This window comes from Achromobacter xylosoxidans, from assembly GCF_001457475.1.
Taxonomy (GTDB): Bacteria; Pseudomonadota; Gammaproteobacteria; order Burkholderiales; family Burkholderiaceae_B; genus Achromobacter; species Achromobacter xylosoxidans.
In genome coordinates this window covers 3092167-3109167 of the sequence record NZ_LN831029.1, presented here as the reverse complement: position 1 = coordinate 3109167, position 17001 = coordinate 3092167, and the positions used below count along the sequence as shown (strand labels likewise).

Genomic DNA, 17001 nt, shown 5'->3' with positions numbered 1-17001 from the left:
TGATGTGTCCGCCAGATGACAGCGGCGGGAAAAAAGGTGTGGAGTGGCGTAACAGTGCGGCGCGCGCCTCAGCCACGGCCGGCGACGTCGCCGCACACGGCCGCATTGCCGAGGTTCAAGCGCGCCGGCGTCCCCGCGGGGCTGACGAAGGTGGCCAGCAGGTGCGCGCGCAGCGTGGCGGGCAGCGGCGCCAACTGATGGCTGGCGATGGCCGCGGGGTCCTCGTACAGGCGCTTGAGAAACACCCGCAAGGCGCTCGTGACGATGGTATCGGCATAGCACTGGCTCAGCACCAGGTTGGTGGAGCCCACGATCGGATAGCCGCTGGGCGGATCCGCCACGATCCGCACCCAGTTGGCCGGATTGCCCGGATTGTCCGGCGACGACCAGCCCGGCGCGCCCGGACCGCGCCCCACCGCCGTGCCGTTGGGCAGCGCCGGCGCGCCGGTCGATTCCATTGCCGCGAGGACATTGGCGGACGTCGGCAGGTAGGCCACCCCATCATGCAGGTTGACCAGCCAGGCCTGTTTGATCCCGGCGGTGTAGGCGGGGTCCGGTCCGATATAGGTGATGGCCGAGACATTCCCCGCCATCGCCGCGGCGGCGCCGTCGTCTCCATGCGCCTCGACGAAATGGGCCGGCAAGGGCCCGGGCGGGAACTCCTCCCGGAACACACTCTTGCCAGTGAACCGCAAGGCGCCGCCGGTTTCGCAGACGGCACGCAGATGACGGGTCAGCAACGCGGTAGTGCCGCTGCCGTCTGCACGGTAGACCAGCTTGAAGGCGTCCAGCGAGGGCGGCACCGACACACCCAACTGGCTCCAGCGATCCACCATGCCCGAGAAGATCGCGCAAAGCTGCCGGGAACTCAGCGTGACGGGCTGCGACGGGCCCTTGTAGGAAATCGTGACGGCCACATACGCGGCCGGGATCTGGATCAACGGCCCATGGCCGGCGGGGTCGCCCTGCCGGCCCCAACCCTGGACCAGGTAGTCGGCGATCTGCGCCTGGGTCAACGGCGTCTCGCTGCCAATCCAGTGGACTGCCCCGTTGCGGCCGAACGTGTCCGCGGTATTGAGCAGGAACGCGCGCAATCCGGCCGTGCTGCCCGTGCCCACGTAGGACGGAAAAATCCCCGGCGGGAGTTTGGCGAGGGTCTCCTGGTACAGCGGCAGGGGCAAGCTGGCGCCGCCCGAGACTATCGTCTGGCCGGCGGCCGCGCCGTGGATGCAGGCCTGGGCCAGCAGGCACAGCGTGGCGAAGCGGCGAAGGTAATTGCTCATGGCGAACTCCGGGCATCGGGCGCCTGCCGGCATGTAGCGCCGCGCCCTGGAAAAAAAGGGCGAAGCCCCGTTGCCGGTTGCTCCGCCCCGCTCTGCCTTGACGGCCAGTGCTAGCGAACCATCGTGAAATCAACCACGGCCGGCGTAGCTGCCGCAAACCGTCGCGTTGTTGATGTTCAGGTTGGCGGTGGTGCCGTTGATGAAGGCGGCCAGCACGCGCGTGCGGTTCGCCGGGGTCAGCGGAACCAGCTTGTGCTGGTCGATCTTGCCGGGGTTGCTGCCACCGACCGTCGAGTTGGCGGTCGAGTAGTGCGTGGTCAGGAAGTTCTTGATCGCCGTGGCCACGGCCGCGTCGGTGTAGCACTGGCTGAACACGAAGTTGGTGTAGCCCACGATCGGGTAGCCCGAACCCGGGTTGACCGTCGAACGCACCCAGTTGAACGGGTTGGCCTGGTTGTTCGTGTCGGTCCAGTTGGCGCCGGCCGGGTCACGTTGCACCACACCGGTGGCGGGCGGCAGGGCCGCCGCGCTACCCAGGGCGGTGCTGACGTTGGCCGAGGTCGGCGCGTACGCCACGCTGTTGTTCTTGTTGATCAGCGAGGCCTGTTCGAGCGCAACGGTGAAGGAGGGATCCGGGCTCAGGTAGGTGATGGCCGAGGCCTGGGCGCTGATGGCCGTGGCCACGCCGCCGCTGCCGGCGGCGGCCAGGAAGTTGGCCGGCGGCGTGTTGCCCGGGAATTCCTGGGCGAAGGTGCTCTTGCCGCTGAACGCGACGTTGGCGTCGGTGCCGCAGACGGCCTGCAGGTGGCGGGTCAGCAGTTCGGTGGTGCCGCTGCTGTCCGAACGGTAGATCACCGTGAAGGCGTCGGGCGCCGAGCCGGAGGAGACACCGACGTCGCTCCACTTGGTGTACTTGCCCGACAGCACGCCGCACAGCTGCGCCTTGTTCAGCGTGACGCCGGCCGCGGGACCCCTTGTACGAGATCGTCACGGGCGTGCCCACCGACGGGATCTGGACCAGCGGGCCATGACCCGAGGTATTGCCGATCTTGCCCAGGCCGGTCGTCAGGTAGTCGTTGATCTGGGTCTGGGTCAGGATCGAGTCGCTGCCGATCCAGTGGACCACGCCGGTGCTGTCGAAGCCGACGGCGCTGTTGGTCAGGAAGGCGGTCTTGCCCGCGCCGCTGCCTTTGCCGACGTAGGCCTTGAAGGTCGACGCCGGGAAGCTGTTGATTTCATCCTGGTACAGCGGTTGGGGCAGCGTCGCGCCACCCGACACCACGACCTGTTGCGCCAGGGCGGCGCCCGACAGGGACAGCATGCCGACCGCCGACAGCGCGGCGACCAGGGAATTGCGATTGAACATGTCTTGCTCCTTGCACTCGTTTAGGAGAGAACTGCGTGGGGAGAAAAGAACGAATGGACCCGAGAACGCATCCGGCGGCGCTCTGCAAAGACCGGCCTGACGCGTTGGAGACATGTTGATCAGACGAGGTGACAGCGACGGGAAAAAAGGTGTGGAGTGAGGTAAGAATGTGCGGAGATGTGCGGAGTTCGCCACGCCCGCGCGGATTGCGCTTTCACGTTGCGGCGCGCGTGTCGATACCGTCTCAGCCCACCATCTGGTTGATCTCCATGATCGGCAGCATCACCGCCAGCACGATGGTCAGCACCACCCCGCCCATGATCAGGATCATCAGCGGTTCGAGCATCGCCGTCATGGCCATGGCGCGCCGCTCGATGTCGGCGGACAGCGTCTGCGCGGCGCGGTCCAGCATGCGCGCCAGCGTGCCGGTCTTCTCGCCGCTGGCGACCAGGTGGCAGAGCAGCGGCGGAAACACCTTCTGCTGGCGCAGCGCCGCGCCCAGGCCCGACCCGCCTTCGATGCGTTCGGTGGCGTCGAGCACCGCGCGGCGCAGGCAGTCGTTGGCCAGCGTCTGCCGCGCGGCGTCCAGCGCGCGCAGCAGCGGCACGCCGGCATCGGCCAGGATCGCCAGCGTGGCGGCGAAACGCGCGGTGTTCACGCCCAGCGCGAAGCGGCCGATCATCGGCAGCCGCAGGATGCGCCCGTGCCACGCGAGCCGCGCCGCCTCGGCGCGCTGCGACAGGCGCCACAGGCCGAACAGCAGCGCCGCGACCAGCGCGTTCAAGCCGCCCCAGGCGCGCACGTAATCGCTGGCGGCGAGCATGGCGCGGGTGATCCAGGGCAGCTCCTGGCGGGCCTGCGAAAAGGCGCTGACCACCTGCGGCACGACGTAGGCCAGCAGGAACACCACGATGCAGATCGACACCACCCCGACGATGGCCGGATAGATGAACGCGGTCAGCACTTTCGAGCGCAGCGCATTGCGCCCCTCGATGTAGTCGGCCAGCCGTTCCATGATGCGGGCCAGGTCGCCGGAGTCCTCGCCGGCCTTGATCAGGGCGCGGTAGATCGGCGGGAAATCGCGCGGCCGGGCGCTCAGGGCATCGGAAAAGCGTTGCCCGCCGCGCACGTCGGCGCGCACGCCGGAAAACGTGGCGGCGATATGCTTCTTTTCGGCCTGCTCGACGGTGGCCGACAGCGCGCCTTCCAGCGGCAGCCCGGCGGCCAGCAGGCTGGCAAGCTGGCGCGTGGCCCAGGCCAGATCGCTGTCGGACAGCCGCGCGGCGAACAGCTCCGCCGAGCCGGCTCCGCGCCGGGCCGACAGGCGCACCGCCAGCGCGGTCAGCCCCTGGGCCCGCAGCTGCGCGCGGGCGGCGCGGGCGCTGTCGGCGCTCAACACGCCGCGCTGGATCCTGCCGAGCGCGTCGGCCGCTTCGAAACGAAAATCCGGCATGATTCGCCCTACCCGTCCCGCGTGACGCGGATGATTTCCTCGCGCGAGGTCTGGCCGGCAAGCACCCAGCGTTCGCCGTCCTCGCGCATCAGCTTCATGCCGGCGCGCTGCGCGGCCACGCGCAGCTGCTGTTCGCCGGCGCCCTCGTGGATCAGGCCGCGCTGGGCGTCATCGACGATGTACAACTCGTGGATGCCGGTGCGGCCGCGATAACCCGTGTGGTTGCAGGCCGGACAACCCACGGGCTCGAACAGGCCCGGTTCCTGCGGCGATGGCCGGCGGCAGTCCGGGCACAGGCGCCGCACCAGGCGCTGCGCCAGCACGCCCAGCAGCGACGAGGCCAGCAGGAAGCGTTCCACGCCCATGTCGGTCAGCCGCGTCAGCGCCGAAACGGCATCGTTGGTGTGCAGCGTGGCCAGCACCAGGTGGCCCGTCAGCGAGGCCTGCACCGCGATCTGCGCGGTCTCCAGGTCGCGGATCTCGCCGATCATGATGACGTCCGGGTCCTGCCGCAGGATGGCGCGCAGCGCCACCGCGAAGCTCATGTCGATCTTGGCGTTGACCTGGATCTGGCTGATGCCCGGCAGGTCGTATTCCACCGGATCCTCGACCGTCAGCACGTTCGAGGTGGCGGCGTCGATCTGGCCCAGCGCGGCATACAGCGTGGTGGTCTTGCCGCTGCCGGTGGGCCCGGTGACCAGCACGATGCCATGCGGCTGGTGCACCAGGCGATCCAGTTCGCGCAGCACGCCCGGCGCCATGCCCAGCTTCTCCAGCCGCAGGCGGCCGGCCTCCTTGTCCAGCAGGCGCAGCACCGCGCGTTCGCCGTGGCCGGTGGGCACGGTGGAAACGCGGATGTCGATCGGCCGGCCGCCCACGCGCAGCGCGATGCGCCCGTCCTGCGGCAGCCGTTTTTCGGCGATGTCCAGGTGCGCCATGATCTTGATGCGCGAGATCAGCGCGCCGTGCAACGCCTTGCGCGGGCTGACCACGTCGCGCAGCCCGCCGTCGACCCGGTAGCGCACCACCGAATGGGTTTCATAGGGCTCGATGTGGATGTCGCTGGCGCCGTCGCGCGCGGCCTGCGTGAAGAGCGCGTTGATCATGCGGATCACCGGCGCGTCGTCCTGCGCGTCCAGCAGGTCGGTGACCTCGGGCATCTCGTGCAGCAGGCGGTCCAGGTCGACCTCGTTCTCGGCCGCGCCGACCACCGAGGCGGCGTCGCCGGCATCGGCGTAGGCGGCGGCCAGCAGCCCGTCGAACTCGGCGTCGGCGGCGCGGCGCAGCGCCATGGGGCCATGGCGACGCCGCGCCTCGATCACGGCCCAGGCCGGCGTCTGGTCGGTGATGATCAGTTCGCCGACACCCCCGCCCTGCCACTGCAGCAGCGCCCGGTGCTGCCGCGCCCAGGCATAGGGCAGCTTGTGACGCGGGCTGGCATCGCGCGCGTTCATGGCGCCAACGACGATGCCAGGGGCGGCACGCGGTCGATCGATACCTCGGCCACGGGACCAGCCTGCCGTTGCTGGGACGCGCACCCCGCCAGCGCCAGCAGCTTGGCCATGCTGGCGGCGGTGCGGCGGGCGGACGCGCGGTAGACGGTGCGCTGCAAGGGGTACTGCGTCACGGGATTACCTTTCGTTGGGGGAAATGGGACCGAGCAGCACCACGCCGGCCAGGCCTTCGCCCGGCGCTACGCCAGGCTCGGCGGGCTCGGCTTCGTCCTGGCGTTGCAGCTCGACGCGCGTCAACGCCAGCGGCAACGGCGCCGGGCCGGCCAGCAGCCAGGCCGCCAGCGGCGCGGCGGGCGCGTGGTCGAAGCGAATGCGCCAGGCGCCGGCGGCGTCGGCGCTGACCTCGTAGCGGCCCGCCAGTCCGGCCGCATCGAGCCAGCGGCCCAGTGTTTCGGCCGACACCGTCGCCTGCCGCGCCTTTGGCGGCGGGCCGGCCTGGCGCAATACGGCATCGAGTTCGCGCGCGCCCGCTTCCAGCTGCCGCAGCGCTTGCCGGCTGCGCTCGATGCGCGCCAGCGACGGTTCGATCACCGCCAGCCAGCACAGCGCCGCGCCGACGACGCAGGCACAAAGCGCCAGCAGGCGCTTTTCGCTGTGCGACAGGCGCGTCCAGGCCGCCACGCCGCGGGCTTGCCAGGCCTGGCGGCGCGCGCGCCAGCGACCGCGCCAAAGCGCCGGCAGGCCCAGCGGTCTGGGAGGAGGCGCCAGCGTCATGAGCGTTCCGCCTTCCCGGCCTCGGCATCCGCCGGCGCGCGGCGCAGGCGCCAACCGGTCGCGGTGGCCTGGACCGCCAAGCCCGCCTGGCGCGCCGCCTGGACCCAGCCGGGCGTAGCCGCCGGCTTGCCGTCGGCGGGCGCATCCGGCGTCCCGGGACGGGCCGCGGGCGGCATGTCCAGCTCCAGGCCGCCCGCCTCGTAGCGCCAGGCCAGCACGTCGCCCGCGGCGAAGGCCATGTGTTCGCGCGCCGCCCGCAACAGGAACCCGAGTTCGCGCCAGTCATCGCCCGTGCCGGCGCGGCGCGCGGCCAATTGCCGGCGCGCCTGCGCCAGCGGATCGACCACCGTGGTGATCGACGGAAACACCTGGCGCAACGCCTGCGCCTGTTGCTGGCGCAGGGCCTGCGCGCCATGTTCCAACCGGGTTGCCTGCAATGCCAGGCCGGCCATCCATACCGCGGCCGCAGCCATGGCCAGCGCGGTCGCCCTGCCCCAGCCCCATGCGCCGGCCGCCGCATGGCCGTCGGCGGCGGCCGCGATGCTCCAGGGGATATCGGCCATCACGCCGCAGGCCGCCTCCGGCAACACCGGGTCGGGCGCATCGCCACGCCACTGCGCCGGCACGGCGCCGATCCACTGGCGGGCGCCGGCGGCGCAAGCGGCGGCGTCCGGCCCCAACGTCCGCGCCAGTGTCGACGGCGTGTCGTCATCGGTCATTTCCCGCGCATACAGCGCGCCGCGTCCGTCGGGCTGGCGCGCCACCAGGTAGCCATCCAGGCAATACAGCGTCCAGCCCGACGCGGTCTCGGGCAGCCACAACGGCGTCGGCGCGAAGGCCGCCAGCGACAATCCGTTGGCGGAGAGCAACGACTGCGCATCCGCGGCCGCCTGGGCGTCGACCCAGGCCACGGCGACCCACCCATCGGCGTCGCGGGCGCCGTGGCCGATGCGCAAGGTGTCGGGTTCCCCCAGCGCCAGCGGTTCGATCGCGCCTTCCACCGCGATCCGCAAGCGGGCCCGCGTCAGCGGCGGCAACGACACCGACGTCAGCGTGAGGTCTTCGGGATGCAGGAAAACGGTGACGCGCGCGCCCGGCCAGCGCCGCCCCAGTTCCGCCAGGGCCAGGGGCGCCTGGCGGCGCCAGCCGGCCTTCTCTTGCACCGCCAGGGGCAGCGGCGTATCGGCCGCGAGAATGCGCAATGGCGGCAACAGCACGCGGATCGAGGCCATCACGCGCCTTCCCGCGACCAGACGATGCGCGAGGCGCCGTCGCTGGTGCGCGCCAGCAGCGCCTTCAACGGCAGGATCGCGCCGCCCAGCCGGGCCGCGCCGGTCAAGGTGAACCAACCGCTGGCCACCGCCACGCGCGGCGCTTGCGGCGCCGCCACGGGGGTGTCGCCGCGGGCGTTGTTGCTGGCGTTGCCGCTTGCGTTGTTGCCTGTATCGGCGCCCGCGGCCTGTCCGGCGCCGCTGGCGCTGGCCAGGCGATTGGCGAAGTCGCCCTGGTTGACGAACCAGAGGCCGCCGTCGCGCTGCGCCACCATGGCCCTGGCCTGCTCCAGCGACATGCCCGGCACGCGCGCCGCGATGACTTCGGCGCTGGCGGTGTTGACGTTGACCAGGGTGACGCGCGGCAGCACCGTCACATGGCGCCGCAGCCGCGCCAGCACCGCCGCGTCCACGCCCGCCACGCCGGCAAGCTCCTCCAGGCCGCGCGGCGCCGGCAGCACCGCGCCCGACGCCGCCCCCGGCTGCGAATCGAGCATGCGCTGGGCGATGGCCATGCCCACCTCGGGCGCCACGCCAACCAGGGCGCACAGGCGCAGCAGTTCCTCCACGCCGTCCTGGTGCAGCCGTCCTTCGAACACCAGGTTGCGCAGGTTGAACTTGCCCTGCTCGTCCTCCAGCCGGCCGACGAAGGCGGTATCGCGGCCGGGCGGTTGCAGACGCGTGTCGATGATGGGCGCGGCCCAGTCGCCATCGGCGCGTGTCGCGGCCTGGCGCCGGCTGTCCTCCCGCAGCAACTGGCGCGCCAGGCCCAGCCCGGCTTCGAGCACGGCCTGGGCCTGGGCGCGCGTCTGCGCCGCCTGCACCGCGCGCAGGAAAGTGTCCTGGCGCTGCAGCAACGACGCGACGATCATCGTCACCGCCGCCACCACCAGCAAGGCGCTGATCACCGCCATGCCGCGCTGCCGGTCACAGCTGCCAGGAACCGATGTCGGCATTGCCCGCGTCTCCATCCGGCTTGCCGTCCGCGCCCAGCGAAAACACGTCGATCTCGCCCCGGGTGCCGGGGTTCAGGTATTGATACGGGTGGCCCCAGGGGTCATTCGGCAGGCGGTCCAAGTAGGCGCGCCAGGCGCTCGAGGCGCCCGGCCCCGAAGCCGGTCGTTCGACCAGGGCGCGCAGGCCCTGCTCGGTATTGGGGTAACTGCCGTTGTCGAGCCGGTACAGCTTGAGCGCCTGCATCAGCGCGCTGATGTCCTGGCGCGCCGCCACCGCGCGCGCCTGGTCGGGCCGGTCCAGCAGCCGCGGCACGATCAGCGCCGCCAGGATACCCATGATGACGATCACCACCATGATCTCGATCAGCGTGAAACCACGCTGCCGGCGCCTGGGCGGGTACTGCCTATCCGTCATGAACCGGCCTGCTTTCATCGCGCTTGGACTCCGGGGCAATCACACGGGGAGCCCGGGGGACGGCATGGCGGGTGGCGGCGAAACCGCCCGCACCGCCCCTCGGGTCCGCACAGTGTGGCCAACCCGGATTTCACGCATTTGACCCATTGTGTGGAGCTTTGAAAGGCAGTCGACGCGCGCGCCGGCGGCATTTGCGGCGCCTTTGGATCCCGCAACCGCCTAGGGATTTCCCGCGTTTTGCCGGTGGCCTCGCCGGGGCGCCGCAATTTTTTCCGTTTCCTGAAAGGTGAACGGAAGTTTGGATTTTTAGACTCCCGCATTCATTGGAATGTCAGCTTTTTTTCAGATCCAAGTCAGTCTCGGAAGAAAGCCACAACAAAGGGAGGAAGGAATCCAATGCAATCCAAACGCAGCGTCATCAAGCGCGAGGCGTGGGCCGCGGGCACGATGATCGTGCTCGGCCTGGGCGCCATCGCGCAGGCATCCACGTACACCATCGGCAGCCTGGCCCGCATGGGCCCGGGCATGTTCCCCGCCATCCTCGGCGTGCTGCTGGTCCTGCTGGGGCTGGTCATCGCGCGCACGGCCTATTCGCCCCTGGCGGCGGAAGAGGACGCCGAGGACATCCCCCCGCCGGAATGGCGCGGCTGGGGCTGCATCATCGGCGGCCTGATGGCTTTCATCCTGATCGGCAAATTCGGCGGCCTGGTGCCCGCTACGTTCGCGCTGGTCTTCATCTCGGCCATGGGCGACCGCCAGCACACCGTGCGCAGCGCGGCGCTGCTGGCGGTAGGCGTGACGCTGCTCGGCGTCGCGGTGTTCTCGTGGGCGCTGCAGCTGCAGTTCCCGCTGTTCCGCTGGGGTTGAGCCATGGAAATCCTCAATAACCTGATGCACGGGTTCTCGGTGGCGTTCGCGCTCGACAACCTGTTGTGGGCCGTGTTCGGCGTGTTCATGGGCAACCTGATCGGCGTGCTGCCGGGCATGGGCGTGCTGGCCGCCATCTCGATCCTGCTGCCGCTGACCTACACCATGACGCCGACCGCGGCGCTGGTGATGCTGTCGGGCATCTACTACGGCTCGCAGTATGGCGGCGGCATCACCTCCATCATGCTGAACCTGCCGGGCACCGCCTCGCACGCGGTGGCCTGCCTGGACGGCAATCCGCTGGCGCGCAACGGCAAGGCCGGCTCGGCGCTGTTCATGCTGATGTTCTCGTCGTTCTGCGGTGCCTCCGTCGGCATCCTGGCGATGATCCTGTTCTCGCCGCTGCTGGTCGACGTGGCCTTCAAGTTCGGCCCGGCCGAGTACTTCTCGATGATGATGCTGGGCCTGCTGGCCGGCGCCACGCTGGCCAAGGGCTCGGCGATCAAGGGCGTGGCGATGGTGGTGGTCGGCCTGTTGCTCGGCGTGATCGGCACCGACGTCAACACCGGCACCATGCGCTTTCACTTCGGCATCCTCGAACTGAGCGACGGCCTGCAGATCGTGGCGCTGGCCATGGGCCTGTTCGGCGTGGCGGACTTCCTCAAGAACATCAACCAGATCGGCGGCGACACCAAGGTCACCAGCACCAAGGTCAGCATGAAGTCGATGCGGCCGGAAGCCGGCGACATCAAGCAGTCGCGCGGCGCGCTGGTGCGCGGCACCGCCATCGGCGCGGCATTCGGCATCCTGCCGGGCACCGGCCCGACCATCGCCTCGTTCATCTCGTACGCGGTGGAAAAGAAAGTGGCGCGCGAGCCGCGCCGCTTCGGCCGCGGCGCCATCGAGGGCATCGCCGGCCCCGAGGCCGCCACCAGCGCCTCGACCCAGACCAGCTTCATCCCCACCATGAGCCTGGGCATCCCCGGCGACCCGGTGATGGCATTGATGCTGGGCGCATTGATCATCCACGGCATCCAGCCCGGACCGCAGATGATGGTCGAGCACGCCGACATGTTCTGGGGGCTGATCGCCAGCTTCTGGGTCGGCAACGTGCTGCTGCTGTTGCTCAACCTGCCGCTGATCGGCATGTGGGTGCGCCTGTTGACCGTGCCGTTCCGCTACCTGTTCCCGGCGGCGCTGTTCTTCGTCTGCGTCGGCGTCTACAGCACCAACAACAACCTGTTCGACGTGGGCATGGTGACGCTGTTCGGCGCGGCCGGTTATGCGTTGATACGGTTGCGTTTCGAACCGGCGCCGCTGCTGCTGGGCTTCGTGCTCGGGCCGATGGTGGAAGAGAACTTCCGCCGCGCCCTGCTGCTGTCGCGCGGCGACCTGGCGATCTTCGTGACGCGTCCGATCAGCCTGGGCTTCGTGCTGGCCTGCGTGATGCTGATCGCCCTGCTGCTGGTATCGGCCGTGCGCCACAAGAACAGGATGCAGGCGGCCCTGCGGCAATCCGGTTCGGCGGCCTGAGCCACGCCGCGCCGATGGACGGCCGCCCCCGGGGCGGCTGTCCCATTTGCAGAGGCGCGACTCGCGCCGCGCCCGCGCTTACGCCCCGGACGGATCTTCGGGCGCGGCGCGATGGCCGTCGATATGGCCCAGCGGCCGACCCGGATCGAGGCGGTCGCGCACACGTTGCTTGAGCACCTTGGCCTCGGGAAAGCCGCCATCGCGCTTGCGGTCCCAGAGCAGTTCGCCGTCATAAGTGATCTGAAACACGCCGCCGGTGCCGGGCTGCAGCGCCACTTCGCCCAGGTCGGTGGCGAAGGTGGACAACAGTTCCTGCGCCATCCAGCCGGCGCGCAACAGCCATTGGCACTGCGTGCAATAGAGGATGACGATGCGGGGACGGGTGGCGGCGGTAGTCATGGCGCGGATCATTCTACGCCAGCCCGATGCCGCCGCGCGTTTGCCAACGCCTGGGCGGCCTTCGCCCGGCCCCCAGGCGGGGCGGCTTTCAGGGTGGACGCAGGCTGGTGGATAATGTCGGGTTTTCCCGGGCGTGCAACGCGCCCCGAGCCTGCCATGAAGTCTGCATTACCCGCCGCCCGCCGCCAATCCTGGCTGATCGGCCTCCTGATGGGGCTGGTCACGCTGACGCCCATGGGCATCGACATCTACCTGCCCTCGCTGCCGGCCATGGCGGCCGGCTTCGAGCAGCCGATCAGCGCGCTGCAGGCCAGCATCACCCTCTTCATTTTCGCGGTCGGCGTCGGCCAGGTCCTCATCGGCCCGCTGGCCGACCGCTACGGCCGGCGGCCGGTGGCGCTGGGCGGCGCGCTTGCCTACCTGCTGGGATCGGCGCTGGGCGCGGCCGCCACCTCGCTGGAATTGTTCTATGCCGCCCGCGTGATCCAGGGCCTGGGCGCCTGCTCGGCCTCGCTGGTGGCGTTCGCGGCGGTGCGCGACCGGTTCAGTCCCGCTGTCGGCGCGCGTGTCTACAGTTACCTCAACGGCGCCCTTTGCACGGTGCCGGCGCTGGCGCCGATGCTGGGCGGCGCCCTGGCCGTGCACCTGGGCTGGCGCAGCACGTTCGTCTTCATGGTGCTGTTCGCGCTGGCGCTGGCCCTGCTGCTGGCCTGGCGCTTCGACGAAACGCGGACCGCGCCGCCGGCCGGCCGCGCGCCGCTGTACAGCCTGCGCCGCTATGCGCCCATCATCACCAGCGGCCGCTTCCTGTACTTCGCCGTCTTCGGCATGGCCGGCATGGCGATGATCCTGGTATTCGTATCGGCCGCGCCGGTGGTGCTGGTGCAGCAGCTGGGCTATTCCGAGCTGGGCTTCTCGGCCTGGTTCGGCGGCAATGCCGCCATCAATATCGCGGCGTTCTTCCTGGCGCCGGTATTCATCGCGCGTTTCGGCCGCCATGCCATGCTGCGGGTCGGCATGGCCGCGCTGCTGCTGGCGGCGCTGATGCACCTGGCCGCGTGGCGCTGGGCGCCCTCGGCCGCCTGGATCTTCATGCTGCCGGTGGCGGTGCTGACCGTCGGTTTCTCGCTGGCGCTCGGTTCGGCCCTGAGCCTGGCGCTGGAACCCTTCGCCGACCGCGCCGGCACCGCCGCCGCCGTCTACGGGCTGTTCCAGATGAGCGGTTCGGCCGTCATCGCCACCGCCCTGCTCGACCACGGCGTCGCGCCGCAGGCGGCGATGGGACTGATCGGCGTGCTGATCGTGGCGCCGCTGCTGTGCCTGTCGGGCCTGATGGCACGCCGCGCGGGCGCGGGGCGCTGACGCCACCGTCGGCGCGCTCCGGCGCCCCGCCTCAGGCCGCGGCGCGCGGCGCGTTCGACAGATGCATCAGCAAGGCGCCGCCCGCGATCAGCGCGGCGCCGGCCAGGCGCCCGGGATTGAGCGCGCTGCCCACGAAGCCCACCAGCGCATAGCGATCCAGCAGCAGCGCCGCCAGCATCTGGCCCGCGATCACCGCCGCCAGGAACGCGCCCGCGCCCAGACGCGGCGCCAGCATCAGTGCGGCCGTGATGTAGAACACGCCCGACAGCCCGCCGGTCCAGCCCCACCACGGCAGCCGGCCGATCTCGCCGAAACTGGGCGCGGGCACCCGCAGCAGCGCCATCACCACCATGGCCGCGACAGCGCTGACCGCCAATGACACCATGGTGGCCCACAAGGGATGGCCCAAATGGCGCCCCAGGGCGGCGTTGGCGCCGGCCTGGATCGGCACCAGCGCGCCGGCCAGGACGGCGGCAGGAATGACGTAGGCGGTCGAGAAATTCATGGCCGGACTCCGGTAATGGATGAATGGGGAATGGGAATGGCGCTATTCTCATATTCATCAACCATTGAATCCAATTCGATATTCGTCTTTTGGATATGCACATCACGAATAATCTAAGGGCAATCGACCTGAACCTGCTGGTGGTGCTGGATGCCCTGCTGCATGAACGCCACCTCACCCGCGCCGCCGCCCGGCTGCCAATGAGCCAGCCGGCCATGAGCCACGCGCTGGCGCGCCTGCGGGTGTTGCTGGGCGACCCCCTGTTCCATCGCACCCGGGGCGGCTTGCGCCCCACGGCCCACGCGCTGGCGCTGGAGGCGCCGCTGCGCGATGTGCTGGCGCAGGTGCGCCGGCTACTGGCGGGCGCGGTGTTCGAGCCGGCGGCGAGCCGGCGCGCGTTTCGTCTGGCCATGTCGGACTACGGCGCGCGCGTGGCGCTGCCGCCGCTGTTGCGCCACATGCGGCGCGAGGCGCCGGGCATCGACCTGGAAATCAGCTATGCCAGCCGCAGCGGCATGATCGCCGGCGTGGCCGATGGCCAGCTGGACCTCGCGCTGTCGGTGTTTGGCGAAACACCGGCCGACATCCGCCGCGCGGTGCTGTTCCTGGAGGATTTCGTCTGCGCCGCCGATGCCGGCCAGGGCGTGCCGTCGACCTTGCAGGCGTATCTGGCGCGGCCGCACGTGCTGGTCGCGGCCGGACCGGACCAGCGCGCCGCCGAGGTCGATGCCGCGTTGGCCCGCCTCGGCCACGCGCGCCGTGTGGCGGTGCGCCTGCCGCACTGGACCGCGGCGCCTGCCATGCTGGCCGGCACCGATCTGCTGCTGACGGTGGCGCGCCGCACGGTCGACCCGGTCCCGCCGGGATTGGCGGTCGGCGCGGCGCCGTTTCCTATCGCGCCCCTGGCCTTCGAAATGATCTGGCATGAACGCGCCGATGCCGATGCCGGCCTGGCGTGGCTGCGCGCGCAGCTCGGCGCCGCGCTCGCCTGACGCATGCCGACGCGGCGCCGCCCGCTCGCTTTGGCCTACTATCGGCATATCCCTCTCTCCAGGAGATGTCATGCCATCCGAGCTTTCGACGCCTGCACGGCCCGCAACCGCCCCCGCCACGTCGCCAGACCCCTTGCTGTCGCACACGCTGCGGGACGGCGTCGCCACGCTGCGCCTGAACCGGCCGGCGCAGTTCAATGCGCTGTCCGAAGGCCTGCTGGACGCGCTGCGCGCCGCCATCGATGCGCTGGCGCGCGCGCCGGACCTGCGTTGCGTGGTGCTGGAGTCGGCCGGCCGCGCCTTTTGCGCCGGACACGATCTGCGCGAGATGCGCAGCCAGCCGTCGTTCGATTACTACCTGGCCCTGTTCCGCAAATGCAGCGGCGTGATGCAGGGCCTGCAGGCCCTGCCGGTGCCGGTAATCGCCAAGGTCCGCGGCGTGGCCACCGCGGCGGGCTGCCAACTGGTCGCCAGCTGCGACCTGGCGGTGGCCGAGGACACGGCGCGATTCGCCGTGTCGGGCATCAACGCCGGCCTGTTCTGCTCGACGCCGGCCGTGGCCCTGAGCCGCAACATCGCCGCCAAACGCGCTTTCGAGATGCTGGTCACGGCGCGCTTCATCGACGCCGAGCAGGCGCGCGACTGGGGCCTGCTGAACGACGTCGCGCCCGCGCAGGAGCTGGATGCGAGGGTCCAGGCCCTGGTTGACGTCATCGTGGCCAAGAGCCCCGCGGCCATCCGCTACGGCAAGCGCATGTTCTACGCCCAGCGCCAGATGCCGCAGGCCGAAGCCTACGAATACGCCGCCGAGGTCATGGCCCGCAACATGATGGAGGAAGACGCGGGTGAAGGCATCGACGCCTTCCTGCAGAAGCGCGCGCCGCGCTGGCGCCAATAGGCTGCCAGCCGCCGCGGGCGCGCCACGGCGGGCGCGGCGTCGCGCCGCCGGCGCGCGCAGTATCCTCGCGGCCGCTGGCCGTCAGGCCAGCCAGCCCAGCGCCCAACCGCCCGCGGCCGCGGCCAGCACCACCCACAACGGCGACCAGCGCGCATAGACCAGCAGGCCGAACAGCGCCAGCGCCAGCGCGAAATCCCACTTGCCGCGGATCGCGCTGGTCCATACCGGGTCATACAGCGCCGACAGCAGGATACCGACCACCGCGGCGTTCACGCCCGCCACCATGTTGCGCACGCCCGGCCGTCGCCGCAGGCTTTCCCAGAACGGCAAGGCCGCCGCCACCAGCAACGCGCCCGGCAGGAAGATGGCCACCAGCATCGCCAGGCCGCCGGCCCAGCCCGACAAGGGGCCGGCCGAGGCCGAGCCAAGAAAGGCGGCAAAGGTGAACAAGGGGCCGGGCACGGCCTGCGCGACGCCGTAGCCGGCCAGGAAATCCGCGTCCGGCACCATGCCGCCGCCCACCGCCGCCGTCTGCAGCAGCGGCAGGACGACATGGCCGCCGCCGAACACCAGGGCGCCGGCACGGTAGAACCCCGCCAGTTGGGCCGCCAGCGGCGCGCCCGACAGGTCGGCCCACAACGGCAGCGCCACCAGCAACAGGATGAACAGGGCCAGACAGACGTAGCCGCCGAGGCGCGACGCGCCCTGGGTCCGGTTGGCCAGGAGGGGCCGCGGCGGCACCTGCAACAGGGCGGCGCCGGCGACGGCGCCCAGCGCGATGGCGCCGATCTGCCCCAGCGTCGACGGCAGCGCCAGCGTCATCAGCGCGGTCACCATCGCCAACCCGGCGCGCGGACGATCGGGGCAGAGCGATCGGCCCATGCCCCATACGGCCTGGGCGATGACGGCCACCGCCGCCACTTTCAGGCCGTGCACCGCCGGCAGGCCCGCCAGGCCGCCAAACCGCGCCAACCCCAGGCCCAGCAGGATCATCGCCAACGCCGACGGCAGCGTGAACGCCAGCCAGGCGGCCAGCATGCCCGCCCACCCCGCCCGCTTCAGGCCCAGGGCCATGCCGACCTGGCTGCTGGCCGGCCCCGGCAGGAACTGGCAAAGCGCCACCAGATCGGAAAAAGCGTAATCGTCGAGCCAGCGGCGGCGGTCGACGAATTCCTCGCGGAAATAGGCCAGATGCGCCACCGGACCGCCAAAAGCCGTCAAGCCCAGGCGCAGGAAAGCCAGGAAGACCTCCATACAGGAGCCCCGTCCGGCCGGGACGGCTTCGCTGGCCGCCGTCTTGCTGGCGACGTGTTCATCATGAAAAGGCGGCTGCGGCGGCATCGGGGCGGCACTCTGACACGGTTGAAGCCCCCCGGGATGGCGGGTCTCCATGATTCAAGCTTATAGCCGGGCGGCGTCATCGTTTCAATCGTCCACCCGCCGCCGTGTCCGGATCACTACATGAATTTTCAC

Annotated in this window: 18 protein-coding genes; 6 read left to right on the top strand and 12 right to left on the bottom strand. The window is 70.5% G+C overall.

From position 1 onward, the window contains the following. Window positions 1–68 precede the first annotated feature (68 nt). Window positions 69–1283, bottom strand: coding sequence for a substrate-binding domain-containing protein (locus AT699_RS14035; RefSeq protein WP_024068825.1), 1215 nt, complete (start codon window positions 1281–1283; stop codon window positions 69–71). Window positions 1284–1412: 129 nt separating this feature from the next. Beyond that, complete coding sequence (locus AT699_RS14030) at window positions 1413–2210, bottom strand: substrate-binding domain-containing protein (RefSeq protein WP_024068824.1); 798 nt, start codon at window positions 2208–2210, stop codon at window positions 1413–1415. A gap of 100 nt (window positions 2211–2310) precedes the next feature. Here AT699_RS14030 and AT699_RS32435 point away from each other — a divergent pair, with 100 nt between their 5' ends. After that, on the top strand, window positions 2311–2673 hold the full coding sequence (locus AT699_RS32435) for a hypothetical protein (RefSeq protein ID WP_324610114.1): 363 nt from the start codon (window positions 2311–2313) through the stop codon (window positions 2671–2673). Between the two features lie 220 nt (window positions 2674–2893). Here AT699_RS32435 and gspF read toward each other — a convergent pair whose 3' ends face one another. From gspF to gspG, 7 genes are read right to left on the bottom strand one after another with little or no spacing between them, the layout of a single operon-like run. After that, window positions 2894–4102 (bottom strand): type II secretion system inner membrane protein GspF, encoded by a 1209-nt coding sequence (gspF, locus tag AT699_RS14025; protein ID WP_024068823.1) that lies wholly within the window; start codon window positions 4100–4102, stop codon window positions 2894–2896. 8 nt (window positions 4103–4110) lie between these two features. After that, window positions 4111–5556 carry a type II secretion system ATPase GspE gene (gspE, locus tag AT699_RS14020; RefSeq protein ID WP_024068822.1) on the bottom strand — a complete coding sequence of 482 codons (1446 nt, stop codon included), beginning with the start codon at window positions 5554–5556 and terminating at the stop codon, window positions 4111–4113. After that, window positions 5553–5729 carry a hypothetical protein gene (locus tag AT699_RS31525; RefSeq protein WP_024068821.1) on the bottom strand — a complete coding sequence of 59 codons (177 nt, stop codon included), beginning with the start codon at window positions 5727–5729 and terminating at the stop codon, window positions 5553–5555. The genes gspE and AT699_RS31525 overlap by 4 nt, the downstream gene beginning before the upstream one ends. A 4-nt stretch (window positions 5730–5733) precedes the next feature. Next, complete coding sequence (gspM, locus tag AT699_RS14015; protein WP_024068820.1) at window positions 5734–6330, bottom strand: type II secretion system protein GspM; 597 nt, start codon at window positions 6328–6330, stop codon at window positions 5734–5736. Continuing rightward, complete coding sequence (gspL, locus tag AT699_RS14010) at window positions 6327–7562, bottom strand: type II secretion system protein GspL (protein WP_024068819.1); 1236 nt, start codon at window positions 7560–7562, stop codon at window positions 6327–6329. The genes gspM and gspL overlap by 4 nt, the downstream gene beginning before the upstream one ends. Beyond that, on the bottom strand, window positions 7562–8557 hold the full coding sequence (gene gspK / locus AT699_RS14005; protein ID WP_158070840.1) for a type II secretion system minor pseudopilin GspK: 996 nt from the start codon (window positions 8555–8557) through the stop codon (window positions 7562–7564). The genes gspL and gspK overlap by 1 nt, the downstream gene beginning before the upstream one ends. After that, entirely contained in the window at window positions 8529–8972 is a 444-nt protein-coding gene (gene gspG, locus AT699_RS14000) for a type II secretion system major pseudopilin GspG (RefSeq protein WP_026384969.1), read from the bottom strand. Before gspG ends, gspK begins: the two co-directional genes overlap by 29 nt. 396 nt (window positions 8973–9368) lie before the next feature. Here gspG and AT699_RS13995 point away from each other — a divergent pair, with 396 nt between their 5' ends. Further along, complete coding sequence (locus tag AT699_RS13995; RefSeq protein WP_024068817.1) at window positions 9369–9839, top strand: tripartite tricarboxylate transporter TctB family protein; 471 nt, start codon at window positions 9369–9371, stop codon at window positions 9837–9839. A gap of 3 nt (window positions 9840–9842) precedes the next feature. Further along, complete coding sequence (locus AT699_RS13990; protein ID WP_024068816.1) at window positions 9843–11372, top strand: tripartite tricarboxylate transporter permease; 1530 nt, start codon at window positions 9843–9845, stop codon at window positions 11370–11372. A gap of 78 nt (window positions 11373–11450) precedes the next feature. Here AT699_RS13990 and AT699_RS13985 read toward each other — a convergent pair whose 3' ends face one another. Continuing rightward, the gene (locus AT699_RS13985) at window positions 11451–11771 is read right to left on the bottom strand and encodes an Rdx family protein (protein WP_054439895.1); all 321 of its coding nucleotides are present in this window, start codon (window positions 11769–11771) and stop codon (window positions 11451–11453) included. A 156-nt stretch (window positions 11772–11927) separates the two neighbouring features. Between AT699_RS13985 and AT699_RS13980 the strand changes: the two genes are divergently transcribed. After that, entirely contained in the window at window positions 11928–13133 is a 1206-nt protein-coding gene (locus tag AT699_RS13980; RefSeq protein WP_024068814.1) for a multidrug effflux MFS transporter, read from the top strand. Window positions 13134–13164: 31 nt separating this feature from the next. On the opposite strand, the gene AT699_RS13975 is transcribed toward AT699_RS13980, so the two are convergent. Then, window positions 13165–13638, bottom strand: coding sequence for a DMT family transporter (locus AT699_RS13975; protein ID WP_020927613.1), 474 nt, complete (start codon window positions 13636–13638; stop codon window positions 13165–13167). 95 nt (window positions 13639–13733) lie between these two features. Between AT699_RS13975 and AT699_RS13970 the strand changes: the two genes are divergently transcribed. Together AT699_RS13970 and AT699_RS13965 are read left to right on the top strand one after the other, a co-directional pair. Then, window positions 13734–14630, top strand: coding sequence for a LysR family transcriptional regulator (locus AT699_RS13970; protein WP_024068813.1), 897 nt, complete (start codon window positions 13734–13736; stop codon window positions 14628–14630). Between the two features lie 70 nt (window positions 14631–14700). Next, window positions 14701–15528 (top strand): enoyl-CoA hydratase, encoded by an 828-nt coding sequence (locus AT699_RS13965; RefSeq protein ID WP_054499050.1) that lies wholly within the window; start codon window positions 14701–14703, stop codon window positions 15526–15528. 81 nt (window positions 15529–15609) lie between these two features. Here AT699_RS13965 and chrA read toward each other — a convergent pair whose 3' ends face one another. Beyond that, entirely contained in the window at window positions 15610–16869 is a 1260-nt protein-coding gene (gene chrA, locus AT699_RS13960) for a chromate efflux transporter (protein WP_049054511.1), read from the bottom strand. Between the last annotated feature and the right edge of the window lie 132 nt (window positions 16870–17001).